The 15,465-nt window shown below is 63.1% G+C and carries 17 protein-coding genes; 13 read left to right on the top strand and 4 right to left on the bottom strand.

Annotated features, from left to right (window positions below; genetic code table 11):
• The 4 genes from ACI0FO_RS27460 to yjgA all read right to left on the bottom strand — a co-directional run bounded on the left by ACI0FO_RS27460 (position 1) and on the right by yjgA (position 3,547).
• Positions 1–813, bottom strand: a complete 813-nt coding sequence (locus ACI0FO_RS27460) for an ABC transporter ATP-binding protein (protein ID WP_416031759.1) — start codon at positions 811–813, stop codon at positions 1–3.
• Positions 813–1,817 carry an ABC transporter substrate-binding protein gene (locus tag ACI0FO_RS27455; protein WP_105559317.1) on the bottom strand — a complete coding sequence of 335 codons (1,005 nt, stop codon included), beginning with the start codon at positions 1,815–1,817 and terminating at the stop codon, positions 813–815. The genes ACI0FO_RS27460 and ACI0FO_RS27455 overlap by 1 nt, the downstream gene beginning before the upstream one ends.
• 467 nt (positions 1,818–2,284) lie before the next feature.
• The gene (locus ACI0FO_RS27450; RefSeq protein WP_416031758.1) at positions 2,285–2,962 is read right to left on the bottom strand and encodes an alpha/beta hydrolase; all 678 of its coding nucleotides are present in this window, start codon (positions 2,960–2,962) and stop codon (positions 2,285–2,287) included.
• A gap of 33 nt (positions 2,963–2,995) precedes the next feature.
• A complete protein-coding gene (gene yjgA / locus ACI0FO_RS27445; protein WP_169271850.1) occupies positions 2,996–3,547 on the bottom strand; it encodes a ribosome biogenesis factor YjgA in 552 nt (183 codons plus the stop codon).
• 58 nt (positions 3,548–3,605) lie between these two features.
• Here yjgA and pmbA point away from each other — a divergent pair, with 58 nt between their 5' ends.
• The 13 genes from pmbA to ACI0FO_RS27380 all read left to right on the top strand — a co-directional run bounded on the left by pmbA (position 3,606) and on the right by ACI0FO_RS27380 (position 15,437).
• On the top strand, positions 3,606–4,970 hold the full coding sequence (pmbA, locus tag ACI0FO_RS27440; protein WP_416031757.1) for a metalloprotease PmbA: 1,365 nt from the start codon (positions 3,606–3,608) through the stop codon (positions 4,968–4,970).
• A gap of 169 nt (positions 4,971–5,139) precedes the next feature.
• Complete coding sequence (locus ACI0FO_RS27435) at positions 5,140–6,237, top strand: TRAP transporter substrate-binding protein (RefSeq protein WP_416031756.1); 1,098 nt, start codon at positions 5,140–5,142, stop codon at positions 6,235–6,237.
• A gap of 261 nt (positions 6,238–6,498) precedes the next feature.
• Positions 6,499–7,653: an ABC transporter substrate-binding protein gene (locus ACI0FO_RS27430; RefSeq protein ID WP_105559312.1), complete on the top strand. Its 1,155-nt coding sequence runs from the start codon at positions 6,499–6,501 to the stop codon at positions 7,651–7,653.
• Between the two features lie 164 nt (positions 7,654–7,817).
• Positions 7,818–8,699, top strand: coding sequence for a branched-chain amino acid ABC transporter permease (locus tag ACI0FO_RS27425; protein WP_105559311.1), 882 nt, complete (start codon positions 7,818–7,820; stop codon positions 8,697–8,699).
• Between the two features lie 3 nt (positions 8,700–8,702).
• Positions 8,703–9,584 carry a branched-chain amino acid ABC transporter permease gene (locus ACI0FO_RS27420; protein WP_416031755.1) on the top strand — a complete coding sequence of 294 codons (882 nt, stop codon included), beginning with the start codon at positions 8,703–8,705 and terminating at the stop codon, positions 9,582–9,584.
• Positions 9,577–10,365, top strand: a complete 789-nt coding sequence (locus ACI0FO_RS27415) for an ABC transporter ATP-binding protein (protein WP_416031754.1) — start codon at positions 9,577–9,579, stop codon at positions 10,363–10,365. The genes ACI0FO_RS27420 and ACI0FO_RS27415 overlap by 8 nt, the downstream gene beginning before the upstream one ends.
• Before the next feature lie 115 nt (positions 10,366–10,480).
• The gene (locus ACI0FO_RS27410; protein WP_169271843.1) at positions 10,481–11,191 is read left to right on the top strand and encodes an ABC transporter ATP-binding protein; all 711 of its coding nucleotides are present in this window, start codon (positions 10,481–10,483) and stop codon (positions 11,189–11,191) included.
• Between the two features lie 324 nt (positions 11,192–11,515).
• Complete coding sequence (gene rplM / locus ACI0FO_RS27405; RefSeq protein ID WP_006217309.1) at positions 11,516–11,944, top strand: 50S ribosomal protein L13; 429 nt, start codon at positions 11,516–11,518, stop codon at positions 11,942–11,944.
• Between the two features lie 9 nt (positions 11,945–11,953).
• On the top strand, positions 11,954–12,346 hold the full coding sequence (rpsI, locus tag ACI0FO_RS27400) for a 30S ribosomal protein S9 (RefSeq protein ID WP_006217310.1): 393 nt from the start codon (positions 11,954–11,956) through the stop codon (positions 12,344–12,346).
• A 145-nt stretch (positions 12,347–12,491) separates the two neighbouring features.
• Positions 12,492–12,788, top strand: coding sequence for a hypothetical protein (locus ACI0FO_RS27395; protein ID WP_416031753.1), 297 nt, complete (start codon positions 12,492–12,494; stop codon positions 12,786–12,788).
• A 7-nt stretch (positions 12,789–12,795) separates the two neighbouring features.
• Positions 12,796–13,410, top strand: coding sequence for a hypothetical protein (locus ACI0FO_RS27390; RefSeq protein ID WP_416031752.1), 615 nt, complete (start codon positions 12,796–12,798; stop codon positions 13,408–13,410).
• Between the two features lie 167 nt (positions 13,411–13,577).
• Positions 13,578–14,642 (top strand): N-acetyl-gamma-glutamyl-phosphate reductase, encoded by a 1,065-nt coding sequence (gene argC, locus ACI0FO_RS27385; RefSeq protein WP_416031751.1) that lies wholly within the window; start codon positions 13,578–13,580, stop codon positions 14,640–14,642.
• 48 nt (positions 14,643–14,690) lie between these two features.
• Positions 14,691–15,437, top strand: a complete 747-nt coding sequence (locus ACI0FO_RS27380; protein WP_416031750.1) for a DUF6776 family protein — start codon at positions 14,691–14,693, stop codon at positions 15,435–15,437.
• Positions 15,438–15,465 lie beyond the last annotated feature (28 nt).

The following is a 15,465-nucleotide window of genomic DNA, read 5'->3' as shown; positions in this document are numbered from 1 at the left end:
TCAACCCTCCACGTGGACGTCCAGCTCGTCCCAGAGCTGTTTGAAGTAAGTATTGAATTCCGGCCGCGAGCGCGCCTGAAAAGGCGTGGGCCGCGCGCCGTCGCCGTAGTGGATGCGGTATTGGCTTTTCAACCGGCCGGGCCGGCGCGACAGCACAATCACGCGGTCCGTCATTGCGATGGCTTCGCCGATGTCGTGCGTGACCAGCACCACGGTTTTGCCCTCACGCCGCAGGATATCCACGACCTCGTCCGAGATCGCCAGCCGCGTCTGCGAATCCAACGCCGAAAACGGCTCGTCCAGCAGGATCACGTCCGGCTCGGTCACCAGCGTGCGGGCCAGCGCGGCGCGCTGCCGCATGCCCCCCGACAACTGCCGCGGCGTGTGCGACAGGAACGCGCCCAGCCCGCACTTTTCCAGCAGATGCACGGCGCGCGCCTCGCTGCGCGCATCGCGCCTGCCCTGGATCTCGGCGCCCAGCATCACGTTGTCCAGGATGGTGCGCCATTCAAACAAGTAGTCTTGTTGCAGCATGTAGCCGATGCGCGGATTGGGCTTGGTCACGCCTTGGCCATCGATCATCACGGCGCCCGAGGTGGGTGGGATCAGCCCGGCGATCAGCGACAGCAGGGTGCTCTTGCCGCATCCGCTTTGCCCGATCAAGCTGACGAATTCGCCCGGCGCCAGTGTGAACGACACGTTCGACAGCGCTTCGGTTTCGCCTTCGGCCGTGAAGTACGACAGGCAGACGTCGCGCAGCTCGATCTTCGCCGTGGCAGCGGCCGGCTTCAGGTTGTGGACGGCGGCTCCCATCACGGCGCCTTTTTGGCAAAGTCGGCCACCACCACGTCTTCGTATTTGACGCGGGCGGTGTCCTTCATGACGGCGCTGGCGATCAGCATGTCTTGCAGCTTCGACATGGCCTCGGCCGTGACCAGCGGCGAGGTTTTCCATATCTGGTATTGCTTGTAGCGGTCGATCGCCTCGGTGACCGCGCCCGTGTCCATGCCGGGAAAAAAAGTCATGATCTGTGGGGCCAGGGTGGCGGCGGGCGTGTCCTTCACATACTTTTCGGCACGCGCAACCACGTCGGTCCAGGCCTGGATGACTTTGGGGTTGTCGCGGATGTATTTGTCGGTGGCGGTGAAGACGGTGTAGTCCACCTGGCCCACTTCATGGCCGACCGAGGCCACGATATAACCCTTGCCATTGCGCACCAGTTCGCCGGCTTCGGGCTCCAGGAAAATGCCGTATTCGCCTTGCCCGGCCATCCATGCCCCGGCGCGCGCCGGGATGCCGATGTTATTCAGCAGTTTCACGTCCTTTTGCGGGTCCAGGCCGTGCTTGCGCAACGCGGTTTCCAGGAAAACGATGGGATTGGATCCCGGACGAAAGCCGATGATGTCCTTGCCCTTTAGCATCGACCAGTCGAACTTGTCGACGGGCTTGCGGGCCAACAGGAAAAAGCCGTCGGTGGCCGTCAACCCGGCGAAGATCTTCGGCTTGACCGGCGATTCGCTGTTCTGCACATAGATGGACGCCTCGGGTCCGATCAGCACGATGTCCGCGCTGCCCGACAGCAGGGCGGTCATGCCTTTGTCCGTGCCTTGGGATGTCTTCATGGACACATCCAGCCCGGCATCCTTGAAGTAGCCCTGCGACAGGGCCACGTACTTGGGCACGTAGAGGATGGAACGCACCACCTCTTCGTAGCGGACTTTCACGGGGGGATTCAGGGCTTCGGCGTGGGCGGCCAGCGGGGCAAGCAGCGCAAGCAGCGCCGCGCCCGCCAGGCGGGGCAATGGCAAGGATTTCACGGGACTTTCTCCTGCGTCTTGTATGGCGCGCCAAAACCCGGCGCAACGCGGCCAATGGGATGGAATCGACAACAACAGGGAAGCCCGAACGATCACTGCCCGGGCCGTAAGACATGGATCGAATACTATATTCAATACAAATGGGCGACAAGCATTTTGGGATTGGCGTTTTTCTCTATGGACGAGCGCCAGCGTCGCCCCGAAAATTCAGGGCTGGAATACCACTTGGTATACAAGAGACGGTTTTGATGGTCGGGGCGAGCGCGAGCGCGACTGTGGCTGTGGCTGTGGCTGTGGCGAAATGATGGGTTTCGCGCGGTGAATAACCGGGTTCTTGCTTAAGGATTCTCGCGCTCCACCCATCCTACGTGTGGCGGGCAGCGTTGATTTGTAGGATGGGTGAAGCGCGAGATCAGCCGCGAGAGGGCGCTGACGCCCAACGCGCGCAACCCATCATCAACCCCGGATCAACCCCACACACCATTCAAGAACGCCGAAATATCGCGGACTTCCTCGGCGCAGACCGAATGCGGCATCGGGTAGGTGTGCCAGCGCACGTCGTAGCCCAGCCGTTTCAGTTCCGCCAGCGACGCTTCGGCGCGCGCCAGCGACACGACCGGATCGTACTGGCCGTGGGCCATGAAGATCGGGGTGGCGTTGTTGGCGCTATTGCGTTCGGCCTCGGCGGTGTCCACCAAAGGCAGATATCCCGACAGCGCCATCATGCCTGCCAGCTTTTCAGGCAGGCGCAGGCCCGTGTGCAGCGTCATCGCGCTGCCCTGCGAAAACCCGGCCAGCACGATGTTCGACGTGGGGATGCCCCGGGCGTTTTCACGCGCGATCAGCTTGTGGACGGCAGCTTCAGAGGCCCGGATGCCCTTGGAATCTTCCACGCGCACCAGATCCATCACCAGGATGTCGTACCACGAGCGCATCGCCATGCCGTTGTTGATCGTTACGCGCTGCACCGGCGCGTTCGGGAATACGAAGCGCACCCCCAGGCCCTTGGGCAGGTCCAGTTCCGGGACGATGGGCGCGAAGTCATTGCCGTCGGCCCCCAGGCCGTGCAGCCAGATCACGGCGTGCGTGGGTTGGGGGGCGGTTTCGATCTCGATGCAATCGAGCAGGTCGGTAGATGCGTTCATGGACGGCCGGCGGGAAAAATCAGGGAAGAGGGGTCAGAGCGTCAGGGTTTTCAGCGCCTGGAACAGCGCGCGATAGTGCTTTTTCTGCGGCTCCTGGCCTTGCAGCAGCGCGGCGTTGCCCAGTTTTTCCTTGCGTGCGGCGCGGATCAGCGTGCGCAATTGCTGCGCATCGGCTTGAGGGTTGTTCGCCAGCAGCTTGGTCAGCAGATCGTCGTCGTCCAGCAGGCGGTCGCGCAGCGTTTCCAGCCGGTGCATCGCGGCGGTTTCTTCGCGCGAGCCGTTTTCCCAGACATCGAGCTGGGCACGGATCTCGTCGGCGGGGGCGTCGCGCATCAGCTTGCCCACGAAATGGACCTGCCGACGGCGGCCTTCGCGGCCGGTCGTGCGTTGCGCCATGCGGATCGCCTCATAGAGGCGTTCGGCCAGCGGCAGTTGCTTGAGGCGTTCGGGGGACAGTTCGATCAGCTGTTTGCCCAGGTCCAGCAAGGCGTGCATTTCACGCTTGACCTGGGACTTGCTGGGACGGTCGTAGCCGTTTTCATCGTAACCGTCGTCGACGGATTCTTCTTCAGTATGGGAATTCATGGAAAACTGCGCGTTGACAGACTTGGCTATGATAACCGTCTCTGCAAATTGGACAGCAATGGTTAAATCCTCCTCATCCTTGCCGCTGGCGGCGAATCACGCGCGTTTTTCCGAACTCGTCGAACAAACCCTCGCCTACGCGCGCCAGATCGGCGCCTCGGACGCCGCGGCGGAAGTCTCGGAAAGCCTGGGCCTGTCGGTCTCGGTCCGAAAGAACGACATCGAAACCGTTGAGCAGACGCGCGACCGTTCGCTGGACCTGACGGTCTACGCGGGCCAGAGCCGCGGATCCGCCTCGACCTCTGATTTTTCCGAAGCGGCCCTGCGCCAGACGGTCGAAGCCGCCTGGCACATCGCTCGCCACACCGCCGCCGATCCGGCCGCCGGCCTGCCCGACGCCGATCAGTTGGCCACCGAATTCCCCGACCTGGACCTGCATCGCGCCTGGAGCGTGACCACCGAAGAGGCGGCCGAACTCGCATTGCGCGCCGAACGCGCCGCGCGCGATGTCGACCCGCGCATTACCAATACCGATGGCGCCAGCGTGAGCACCTACGAAGGCCAGTTCGTGATGGGCAATACCCGGGGCTTCATGGGCGGCTACCCGTATTCGCGCCACAGCCTGTCCGTGGCGCCCATCGCTGGCCGCGGCAACGGCATGCAGCGCGATTACTGGTACACCTCCGAGCGCGATCCGGCCAAGCTGGCGTCACCCGAGGCCATCGGCCGCTATGCCGCCGAGCGCACGCTAAGCCGCCTGTCGGCCCGCCGCATCCGCACCGGCAAGTTTCCCGTCCTGTTCGAAGCGCCGCTGGCGCTGGGGCTGGTCGGCGCGTTGACCCAAGCCGTCAACGGCGGCGCGCTCTATCGCAAGGCCAGCTTCCTGGTGGATTCGCTGGGCAAGCCGATCTTCCCCAAGCACATCAACCTGACCGAAGACCCGCACATCCCGGGCGGCATGGGTAGTTCGCCCTTCGACGACGAAGGCGTGCGCACGCGGCACCGCAACGTGGTGTCGGCCGGCGTGCTGGAAGGCTATTTCCTGTCTTCCTACACGGCCCGCAAGCTGGGCATGGCCACCACCGGCAACGCTGGCGGCTCGCACAACCTGGTGTTCAGCTCCACGCTGACCCAGCGCGGCGACAACTTCGAAGCCATGCTGAAGAAGCTGGGCACGGGCTTCCTGGTCACCGAACTGATCGGCCAGGGCGTCAACTACGTCACGGGCGATTATTCCCGCGGCGCGTTCGGCTATTGGGTCGAAAACGGCAAGATCCAGCATGCCGTCCAGGAAATCACCATCGCCGGCAACCTGGCCGACATGTTCCAGCAGATCGTGGCCGTGGGCGCGGACACCATTTCGCGCGGCACCAAGACCACGGGCTCGATCCTGATCGAGCAAATGGCCATCGCGGGCACCTGATCCCGCCCCACGCGCGGCGGCCCTCGCTGCCGCGCTTCTTCGCATTTCCCCGTCTTTGCATTCCCTTACCGGCTCGGGAATTCCTCTAGCGATTCCAAGCCCCGCCAGCGTGTAATATCCGGCGGGTATTGCTCGAAGTCCCAGGTGTTGCTGTAAGGAGCAAAGAGAGATGCAACGACGTTCATTCTTGAAGCACGCCGGACTCGGCGCCGTCGCCACCGGAGCCGCCGTCAGCGCGCCCGCGTTCGCGCAGGATATGCCGTCCCTGAGCTGGCGCCTGTCGTCTGCTTTCCCTGCCGCCCTCGACCTGCGCATCGGCGCCGGCGAACATTTCTGCAAGATCGTCTCGGAAGCCACGGGCGGCAAGTTCAACATCCGCCACTATCCCGAAGGCGAGATCGCGCCGGCATCCGATTTGCTGGAAGCCGTCTCCACCAACAAGGTGGAATGCGGCCATGGCTCGTCGCGCCTATTCTTCGCCAAAAATCCCGCCTTCTGCTTTGACGCCGCCGTGCCCTTCGGGTTGAACGCGCGCCAGATGAACGCCTGGATGAGCGAAGGCGAGGGCTTGCGCCTGACCCGCGAACTCTTCAAGCCAGAAAAGATCATCAACTTCCCGCTGGGCAACACGGGGGCGCAGATGGGCGGCTGGTATACCCGCGAAATCAAGCGGCTGGCCGACCTGAAAGACCTGAAGATGCGCGTGGGCGGGCTGGCCGCCGATGTGCTTGGCCGCATGGGCGTGTCGCCGCAGCCAGCCGACCCGGCCAAGCCGATGGCCGAGGCCTTCGAAAAAGAGGGTCTGCAAGCCGTGGCTGGCGCGGGCGCCTATGACGACGACAAGCTGGGTCTGAATAAAGTAGCTAAGTATTACTACGCACCCGGCTGGTGGGCGGCGGGCGAACAGTTGTCGCTCTATATCAACGACGAGGCCTGGAACAAGCTGCCCAAGCATTACCAGGCGGTTGTGCAGGCCGCCGCGCTGGCCGCGCATGTCTCCTTGACCGCCCGCTACGACGCCCGCAATCCCGCCGCGCTGGCGCAATTGACGGCAAGTGGCGCGCAAGTGCGCGCGTTTCCCCGCGCCATCCTGGACGTGGCCTTCGAGACCACGCAGCAGGCCTACAAGGATTTGGCTGCCAAAGACCCGAAGTTCAAGGCCATACACGACAGTTACATGGGCTTTCGCGACAGCGAGATGCCGTGGTTCCGCTTGACCGAAAGCGCTTACGGCCAGTACCTGGGCGTGGCGCTGTCGGGCAGGTAGCAGGGAGGTTCGCCGCAGGCTGAACAGCATTCGGCGAAGCGTAGGGTTTTTGCTAGTAATACCGCGTTTTTTACAAAAAAATGGTCGGTTTTCCGGCTTTTCTCGAACCACATTCGAGTTTCGGCCTGATACAAAGGAGTAATATCCCGGGTCTTGACGCGCAATCATGACGCCTTTAGGCGGCATAAAACGTCAATCCGGCGGGATTACACCAGCCCGGATTACCAATATTCCGAGACAGACTTTAAGGTGGTATCAACCATGCAATCCAAGACCAAGAAGCTGCTGGCCGCGCTGATCGCCGCCGGTATCGTCCCGGCTGCGAACGCGGCTGACATCAAGCTGGGTGTGGCGGAAGCCCTGTCCGGCGGCGCCGCGCAGTACGGCGTATCGATCCGCAATGGTTTCCAGCTTGCCGCTGATGAAATCAACGCTGCGGGCGGTATCAACGGCAACAAGCTCGTGCTGGTGGTCGAGGACGAACAAGGCAAGAAAGAAGAAGCCATCAACGTCTTCAAGAAACTGATCTTCAAGGACAACGTCCTGATGGTCTTCGGCCCGACGCTGTCGAACTCGGCCCAAGCCGCCGACCCGATCGCCCAAGCCGCCAAGACGGTCGCCTTCGGCACGTCCAACACCGCCGACGGCATCACCTCCATCGGCAACTATGTGTTCCGCAACTCGGTCACCGAAGCCGACGTGCTGCCGGCCACCATCTCCACCGTCAAGGCCAAGACCGGCCTGAAGAACGTAGCGGTGCTCTACGGCAACGACGACGTCTTCACCAAGAGCGGCTACGACAACTTCAAGAAGGCCCTGGAAGACCAGAAGATTCCGGTCACCACGACCGAAACGTTCGCCAAGGGCGACGTGGACTTCAAGGCCCAACTGACCAAGATCAAGGGCACCAACCCCGACGCCATCGTGCTGTCCGCACTGCTGGCCGAAGGCGCCCCGATCATGGTGCAGGCCCGCCAACTGGGCCTGAACGTGCCGGTCATCGGCGGCAACGGCATGAACTCCGTCAAGATTTTCGACCTGGCCCCCGGCGGCGCATCGAACAATCTGTGGATCGGCAGCCCGTGGTCGATCGAGAACAAGGCCCCCGAGAACGTCAAGTTCATTGGCGCTTACAAGGCCAAGTTCAACGGTTCGCCCGACCAGTTCGCCGCCCAGTCGTATGACGCCATGTACATCGTGGCCCAGGCGCTGAAGAACACCAAGCTGACCGGCGAACTGCCCAAGGACCGCGCTGCCCTGCGCGACGCCCTGCCTTCCGTGACCTGGACCGGCGCCACCGGCGCGTTCAAGTTCCGTCAAGCCAACGACCGTGCCGGCAAACCCGCCGGCTACGACGCCGACCAGGCGCCGATCGTCAGCGTGACCAAGGACGGCAAGTACGTCATCGAGAAGTAAGCAGTACGCATCCCCGCGCGGGGGGATGCGCCTTGCGGACGGCCCCGCTGTCCGCAAGGCGCTTTTTATCGTAGGGCCGTCCCAAGACAAAAATGGCCTCCCTCGGGAGAGCTAGACCACGCAGCGGGCGCGTGGAGGCCCTCATAGATCTGGAAAGTCCCATCATGTTCGAACAACAATTCGTCAATGCCTTGTCGCTGGGCTGTGTGTATGCACTGTTCGCGCTGGGCTTCACGCTGATCTTCGGCGTGCTCGGGGTGATCAACCTGGCGCACGGCGCCGTCTTCATGGTTGGCGCCTACGCGGCACTGTTCGTGGTCCAGCAATTCGGCCTGCCCCTGTGGGGTGCGCTGATGGTCGCGTTCTTCGTGGCCGGCTTCACCGGGGTCATCATCGACTACCTGGTGCTCAAGCCGCTGCGCAAGCGCAACGCGCCGCACTTGATCCCCATGATCGCCACGATTGGCGTGGGCATCATCCTGAACAACGGCGCCCAAAGCATTTTCGGCGCCAGCAACCTGCGCTTCCCGCACGGCACCGTGCCCGAAGAAGTCATCGAAGTCGCCGGCCTGCACCTGACCGTCATCGAACTCGGCATCATCTTCCTGTCGTTCGCGCTGATGGCCGTGCTGATGTACGTCATGCGCCGCACGCAGTTCGGCCGGGCGCTGCGCGCCATCGCCGAATCGCCCAAGGCCGCCTGGCTGCTCGGCATCAACGTCGAAAAACTGTTCGTCACCACCTCGTTCGCCGCAGCCGCCTTGGGCGGCGTGGCCGGCGTGCTGATCGGGCTGTATTCCAACGCGCTATTCCCGCTGATGGGCCAGCCGATGCTGCACAAGGGCATCGCGGTCATCATCCTGGGCGGCATGGGCGACATCCGCGGCGCCATGCTGGGCGGGCTTTTCCTGGGTTTCGCCGAGGTGCTGTCGGTTGCGTATGTCGGCTCCACCATGCGCGATGCGGTGGCTTTCGGCCTGCTGTTCCTGATCCTGCTGGTGCGCCCGCAAGGTCTGTTCGGCAAAGTGGTTCAACGCAAGGCTTAAAGAATGAGCGGATTCGAAAACTTCTGGGCCATCTACGGCAACCTGGTGCTTACGTTGGGCACCAACGCCTTGCTGGCCCTCTCTATCTGGCTGACCCTGGCCTGCGGCATGTTGGCCATGGCCAACGCCGCTTTCATGGGCATCGGGGCGTACACCGCCGCGCTGCTCACCATGAACTACGACGCGCCGTTCACCGTCGCCCTGGCCGGGGGCATGGCGGCGCCAGCCCTGGTCGCGGCGCTGATCGGCTTGCCGACCTTGCGCTTGTCAGGGGTCTATCTGGCCATGGCCACGCTGGGCTTCGGTGAAGTCGTCCGCGTGACCATCCTGAACACCGAGTCCCTGACCGGCGGCGCGCTGGGCCTGAACGGCATCCCGCAGCTCACGCAGTGGTGGCACGTGGTGGTGGCGGTCGTTATTGTCCTGTTCGTGCTGTGGCGCGTCCGCGCGTCCAAGATCGGCCGCTCGTTCGACGCCATTCGTGGCGACGAAACGGCCGCGGGCCTGATGGGCATCGACGTGCGCGCCAACAAGATGCTGGCCTTCGTGGCCGGCGCGATGATCGCCGGCCTGGCCGGCGCCCTGAACGCGCATCTGACCTTCTTCATCGGCCCCAACGAATATGGGTTCGACCGTGGCGTTGAAATCTTGACCATGGCCATCCTGGGCGGCATCGGCGGCCTGGCCGGTCCGGTGCTGGGCAGCTTCATCATTACGGTGCTGCCCGAGCTGCTGCGCGGCTTCGCGGATTTGCGCCTGATCGCGAACGGAGTGATTCTGGTGGTGATTGTGTTGTTCCTGCCGCAAGGCATCTGGGATCCGGCGCGCTTCAAGCGCTGGATGCGTCAAGGCCGGGGCGGCCAGGGAGGCAAGCGCCATGCTTGAACTGTCCTCCGTCTCCAAGAGCTTTGGCGGCCTGCATGTGCTGCATGACGTCAGCCTGTCCGTGCCCGAAGGCGCGATCTTCGGCCTGATCGGCCCCAACGGCGCCGGCAAGACCACGGTGTTCAACCTGATCACCGGCCTGTTGCCGCCCAGCGGCGGCACGATCACGTTCAACGGCGAAAGCGTCCTGGCCAAAAAGCCGCACAGCATCACGCGCATGGGCATCGCCCGCACGTTCCAGAACATCCGTCTCTTTAAAGAGATGACGCTGCTGGAAAACGTGGTGGTCGGCGCCTACCGCCACATGAACTACGGCTTCCCCAGTCTGTTGCTGGGCCTGTCGGGCTACCGCGAACACGAAAAGCGCGCCCGCGAGCGCGCGCACGAACTGCTGACGTGGATGCGTCTGGATCACAAGGCAAACGATCTGGCCGACAACCTGTCCTACGGCGAACAGCGCCGCCTGGAGCTGGCGCGCGCGCTGGCGACCGAGCCAAAGCTGTTGCTGCTGGACGAGCCGGTCGCCGGCATGAATACCGGCGAACGCGCCGAACTCATGCGCGAGATCCTCGCCATCCGCGACCGTGGCTACACCATCCTGATGATCGAGCACGACATGCGCTTCGTCATGGGCTTGTGCGAGCGCATCGCGGTGCTGAACTTCGGCAAGATCATCGCTTGCGGCGGTCCCGAAGAGATCCGCAACAACGAGCAGGTCATCGAGGCCTATCTGGGCCGCGAAGACGACGAAGACACCGAACAAGCGGAGGCTGCACGATGAGTCGCCGGGCCGATCCCCAAGACGAATACCGTAGCGCATTGCGCGGAGGCTGCACGATGAGTCGCCGGGCCGCTCCCAAGACGAATACCGTAGCGCATTGCGCGGAGGCTGCACGATGAGCGCGATGCTGGAAGTCCGCGGACTCGAGGTCAACTACGGCCATATCGAAGCCGTCCGCGGCATCGACCTGGACCTGAACGCCAACGAAATCACCGCCCTGGTCGGCGCCAACGGCGCCGGCAAATCGACCACGCTGCTGGCGCTGTCGGGCCTGCTGCCCAAGGCACGCGGCCGCATCCTGTTCGAAGGCGAAGACGTCACCAACCTGGCCCCGCACCAGCTCGTGGCACGCGGCATCGTGCAGGTGCCGGAAGGCCGGGCCATCCTCACCACCATGACGGTGCTGGAAAACCTGGAGCTGGGCGCCTACCGCCGGGGCCTGAAGAACGTGGATTCCGACCTGGAATACGTGTTCAACCTGTTCCCGCGCCTGAAAGAACGGATCACGGGCATCGCCGGCAACCTGTCGGGCGGCGAACAGCAGATGCTGGCTATCGGCCGGGCCCTGATGGCCAAGCCGCGCCTGTTGCTGCTGGACGAGCCCTCGATGGGCCTGGCGCCGATCGTCGTGCAGGAGATCTTCCGTTCGCTGCGCGCCATCAACGCCGACGGCCTGACCCTGTTCCTGGTGGAGCAGAACGTGCGCCAGGCGTTGAAGATTGCGCAAAACGGCTACGTGCTGGAAAACGGCGCCATGGCGCTGACGGGTACGGGCCGCGAACTGCTGGGCCACCCGCGCGTGCTGGAAGCCTATCTGGGCGCTTGACCGCGCCCGTGCGCCGGGGACTTGTCCCCGGATTTTCGTGTGCGCTGGCCGCAACATCGCTTGCGGCCGGCTGCCACCTGAATTCTCTTCGCTTGCCCAAATTTTGAGCAGCCGTGTTAGAATTTCAGGCTTTCCCTCATTTTGACTATTGCACGGGCGGGTAATAACGCTTAGGCGGGACGTCGATAAAGGCAAAATCCCCGAACTGAAATCCGTGAGTGACTCATTGGTTTCTCTTCATCAGGATCAGGTTTTGCCCAGTCTGGGAAAGAACACTGGCTAGACGTTCTAGTCAGCAAGAACTTTTTATTCTTAGGAACCATCATGAAGACCTTTGTGGCCAAGCCGCATGAAGTCCAACGTGACTGGTTTGTGATCGACGCCAAGGGCAAAGTCCTCGGTCGTGTGGCCAGCGAAGTCGCACGTCGTCTGCGTGGCAAGCACAAACCTGAATTCACGCCGCACGTTGATACGGGCGATTACATCGTCATCATCAACGCTTCCGATATCGTCGTTACCGGTACCAAGGCGAAGGACAAGAAGTACTTCCGCCACACCACGTACCCGGGCGGTATCCGCGAAACGAACTTCGAGAAAATGCAAGAGCGTTTTCCCGGTCGCGCCATTCAGAAGGCCGTCAAGGGCATGCTGCCCAAGGGTCCTCTGGGCTACGCCATGATCAAGAAGCTGAAGGTCTATGCTGGTGCCGAGCACCCGCACACCGCCCAGCAGCCCAAGACGCTGGATATCTAAGGAAACGCCATGATCGGTAACTGGAATTACGGAACCGGCCGTCGCAAAACTTCGGTGGCTCGCGTTTTCATCAAGAAGGGCACGGGTAAGATCGTTGTCAACGGCAAGCCCGTCGACGACTTCTTCGCCCGCGAAACTGGTCGCATGATCGTGCGCCAACCGCTGGAACTGACCGGCCACCTGGAATCGTTCGACATCAAAGTCAACGTCCACGGCGGCGGCGAAACCGGCCAGGCTGGCGCAGTCCGTCACGGCATCACGCGTGCCCTGATCGACTACGACGCGACCCTGAAGCCCGCACTGTCGCAAGCTGGCTTTGTGACCCGCGATGCCCGCGAAGTCGAACGTAAGAAGGTCGGCTTCCGCAAGGCACGTCGTCGCAAGCAGTTCAGCAAGCGTTAATGTTGCTGCAAAAAACCCGCTTCGGCGGGTTTTTTGTTTTTGGGCGACCACGCTCCCTGGCGCCTTGCGGCGACTACCAGCTTGACCTCGATTCTCGCTTCCATTTATACGATGATATTCGTATAATATTTTTCGGGAGCGGAAGATGGCGCAGCCGCACGGGTTCAAGGCAGTCAGGGCCTCGGTCGTTGCAGCCCTGCTTGAGGGCACCTATCAACACGAAGCCCGCCGTCACGTCGACGTGAAGAATCTGCTGTCCACAGGCGAGGTTTCCGCTGTCGACCTGGCTGACGTCCTGCGGCGCAGCGACGGGGCAGGCTACACGCGCAGCCCGTTGCATGGCGGCCTGAACATCGATTGCCACATCATCCTGGCCAGCGGCTGGTACGTGAAGTTCTACTTCATCGACCCCGTCACCATCTTCATCAGTGTCCACCGTTGAGGGCGTCATGAAAATTTTCCAGGAAGGCGATCGTAGCCAGGCGTTCTGCCACGATTGCGCCGCGTTGGTCTCGACGGCGTTCGTTCGTCGCGACGTTCCGTTCAGCGACGGGTCGGGCACGGTCAGGAATATCCTGGTCGGCGTTTGCGGCCAATGCGGCGGCACGGTGTCCATTCCCGCACAGTCCACCCCCGCAATCAGCAAGGCGCGCAAGCAAGCGCTGGAGTCCATTGAAACGAACCTGCCTGCGGTATACGTGGATATCCTGGACTACGCGGTGCATACGATTGATCACCGCGCCTCCACCGATTTCCGGCGGGTACTGCTGACTTATTTCATGCACAAGGCGGCGAACGATGCGGGTGCCCCTGAGCTGTTGAGGGCCGCATTCGAGCAGGCAGTGGCCACGTTTCCCGAAAAGCGCGGCGCGGCGCGCCGTCGCCTGTCGATGAAGGTGCCCGCTAGAGTCACGGAAGACATCCGCAGGTTGGAAGCGAGCACATCGCTGAACAAGACGGATCTGATCAAGTCCGTAGTGTTCGATATCCAGAACAAAGTGCTGGAGCGGCCATCCGCCCGCTTGCTTGAAGAGTTGAGGGCGCTGTCGGCCATTTCGGCATAGTGGCGCCAAGCGGCGCATGGCGGCGCCACCTGTCCGGCGCGGAACTTCGCGCCTGTCTGTCGGTCGGATGAAATCAGGTTGCTGCGCGGTCCCGCCGGTCGTGAGGCAACCCTGTATCCTCCGGGCGATACAATCTGTTTTCGTCCTACGAAGAGTTCATATCCATCATGGCCCAAGCATCGAACACCCGTATCAAGGTTGGTATCGTCGGCGGCACCGGTTATACCGGCGTCGAGCTGCTGCGCTTGCTGTCGCAGCATCCCAATGTGGAATTGACCGCCATCACGTCCCGCAAGGAAGACGGACTGCCGGTGGCTGATATGTATCCGAACCTGCGCGGCCGCGTGAACCTGGCCTTTTCGGCGCCGGAAAAAGCGTCGCTGACCGACTGCGACGTGGTGTTCTTCGCGACGCCGCACGGCGTGGCGATGGCGCAGGCCCAGGAACTGATCTCCGCGGGCACCCGCGTCATCGATCTGGCCGCCGATTTCCGCCTGCAAGACATCCCGACCTTCGAGCGCTGGTACAAGATTCCCCACACCTGCCCGGACATCCTGGCCGAATCCCAGTACGGCCTGGTGGAACTGAACCGCGAAGCCATTGCCAAGGCGCGCGTCATCGGCAACCCCGGCTGCTATCCCACCACCGTGCTGCTGGGCCTGGCCCCGCTGCTGGAAGGTGGCAAGGCGCTGGTCGATGCGCAAACCCTGATCGCCGACTGCAAGTCGGGCGTGTCTGGCGCTGGCCGCAAGGCGGAAGTGGGGTCGTTGTTCTCGGAAGCCTCGGACAACTTCAAGGCCTACGGCGTGGCCGGGCACCGCCACCATCCGGAAATCGTCGCCCAGCTGGAAAAGATCTCCGGCGGCAAGGTCGGCCTGACCTTCGTGCCGCACCTGGTGCCGATGATCCGCGGCATGTTCTCCACGATCTACGCCCGCATCCTGCCGGAAGCCCGCGATACGGACTTCCAGGCGTTGTTCGAGCAACGCTACGCCGACGAGCCCTTCGTGGACGTGATGCCGGCCGGTAGCCTGCCTGAAACCCGTTCGGTGCGCGCGTCGAACAACCTGCGCATCGCACTCAGCCGCCCCGGCAACGGCGACCAACTGATCGTTCTGGTCGTGCAAGACAACCTGGTCAAGGGCGCCGCCGGCCAAGCGGTCCAAAACATGAACCTGATGTTCGGGGTGCCGGAATCGACCGGGCTGGATCAGGTCGCGATCCTGCCGTGATGCCTGGATCGGGCAGCCGGCCCTGGCCGCTGCCCGTCTACGCGCCTTATGTCCGCTGACTCTTCCGCCACCCCGCAATCCCGCCCCGCCGGCGGGCTGCTGCGCGTGGCGGCCGGGCTGCTGATCGGCGTGCTGCTAGGGGGCGTCGCGGGGTATTTCCATGCCCAGCGGCAAGCCCTGCCGCAGGATGCCGTCGTAATCAGCGCGGCCCAAGCCGACGCCCAGCAAGAGGCCATGCGCCAGCAGGCCGCACAGCTACGCTACACGCAGGGCCAGCTGGATACCGCGGATGGCGAACTCGTGATCGAGCGCGCGGCCCGCCAGGAACTTGAAACGCAACTGCGCGCCGTGCAGGCCGAAGTCGGCCGGGTGCGCGACCAGTTGGCTTTCTATGAACAATTGCTGCCTCCCGGCCCGGAAGGTTCGGTGGATATCCGGGGGGTGCAGATCGACCGCGACGGCGGGGGCTTGCGTTACAAGGTGCTGCTGATGCGCAGCGGCCGCAACGGCGGCTCGCCCTTCGCGGGCGCGCTGCGGTTCCAGGCCACGGGCATCCTGAAGGGCGAGACCGTAACCGTCGACCTGGCGCCCCTGCAAGTCAAAGCCGAAGCCGGGCCGGTCACCGCCACGGGCGAATCCACCACGGCGGCGTCCCTGGCCCTGCAATTCGATCAATATCAGCGCAGCCAGGGCCTGTTGGCCGTGCCCGAGGGTTTTGTCCCCGAAAGCGTCACGGTCAGCGTGTTGGAAGGGGATACCGTCCGGGCATCGCGCAGTATCAAACTGGAACTTTGAGTCTAGTCAAGCCCTGGGCTATAGTGAC

Origin of the sequence: Achromobacter marplatensis (genome assembly GCF_049060505.1) — a bacterium.
In the GTDB taxonomy this organism is placed as follows: domain Bacteria; phylum Pseudomonadota; class Gammaproteobacteria; order Burkholderiales; family Burkholderiaceae_B; genus Achromobacter; species Achromobacter marplatensis_A.
Note: the sequence above shows the minus strand (reverse complement) of the source record. Positions and strands in the feature narration are given on the sequence as shown.

Coding starts and splice junctions, on each gene's coding strand:
- ACI0FO_RS27420 (WP_416031755.1), top strand. CDS start 8,703: ATGAGCGGATTCGAAAACTTCTGGGCCATCTACGGCAACCTGGTGCTT.
- rplM (WP_006217309.1), top strand. CDS start 11,516: ATGAAGACCTTTGTGGCCAAGCCGCATGAAGTCCAACGTGACTGGTTT.
- ACI0FO_RS27410 (WP_169271843.1), top strand. CDS start 10,481: ATGAGCGCGATGCTGGAAGTCCGCGGACTCGAGGTCAACTACGGCCAT.
- ACI0FO_RS27390 (WP_416031752.1), top strand. CDS start 12,796: ATGAAAATTTTCCAGGAAGGCGATCGTAGCCAGGCGTTCTGCCACGAT.
- yjgA (WP_169271850.1), bottom strand. CDS start 3,547: ATGAATTCCCATACTGAAGAAGAATCCGTCGACGACGGTTACGATGAA.
- ACI0FO_RS27425 (WP_105559311.1), top strand. CDS start 7,818: ATGTTCGAACAACAATTCGTCAATGCCTTGTCGCTGGGCTGTGTGTAT.
- ACI0FO_RS27430 (WP_105559312.1), top strand. CDS start 6,499: ATGCAATCCAAGACCAAGAAGCTGCTGGCCGCGCTGATCGCCGCCGGT.
- ACI0FO_RS27435 (WP_416031756.1), top strand. CDS start 5,140: ATGCAACGACGTTCATTCTTGAAGCACGCCGGACTCGGCGCCGTCGCC.
- ACI0FO_RS27450 (WP_416031758.1), bottom strand. CDS start 2,962: ATGAACGCATCTACCGACCTGCTCGATTGCATCGAGATCGAAACCGCC.
- argC (WP_416031751.1), top strand. CDS start 13,578: ATGGCCCAAGCATCGAACACCCGTATCAAGGTTGGTATCGTCGGCGGC.
- rpsI (WP_006217310.1), top strand. CDS start 11,954: ATGATCGGTAACTGGAATTACGGAACCGGCCGTCGCAAAACTTCGGTG.
- ACI0FO_RS27380 (WP_416031750.1), top strand. CDS start 14,691: ATGTCCGCTGACTCTTCCGCCACCCCGCAATCCCGCCCCGCCGGCGGG.
- ACI0FO_RS27395 (WP_416031753.1), top strand. CDS start 12,492: ATGGCGCAGCCGCACGGGTTCAAGGCAGTCAGGGCCTCGGTCGTTGCA.
- ACI0FO_RS27415 (WP_416031754.1), top strand. CDS start 9,577: ATGCTTGAACTGTCCTCCGTCTCCAAGAGCTTTGGCGGCCTGCATGTG.
- pmbA (WP_416031757.1), top strand. CDS start 3,606: ATGGTTAAATCCTCCTCATCCTTGCCGCTGGCGGCGAATCACGCGCGT.
- ACI0FO_RS27460 (WP_416031759.1), bottom strand. CDS start 813: ATGGGAGCCGCCGTCCACAACCTGAAGCCGGCCGCTGCCACGGCGAAG.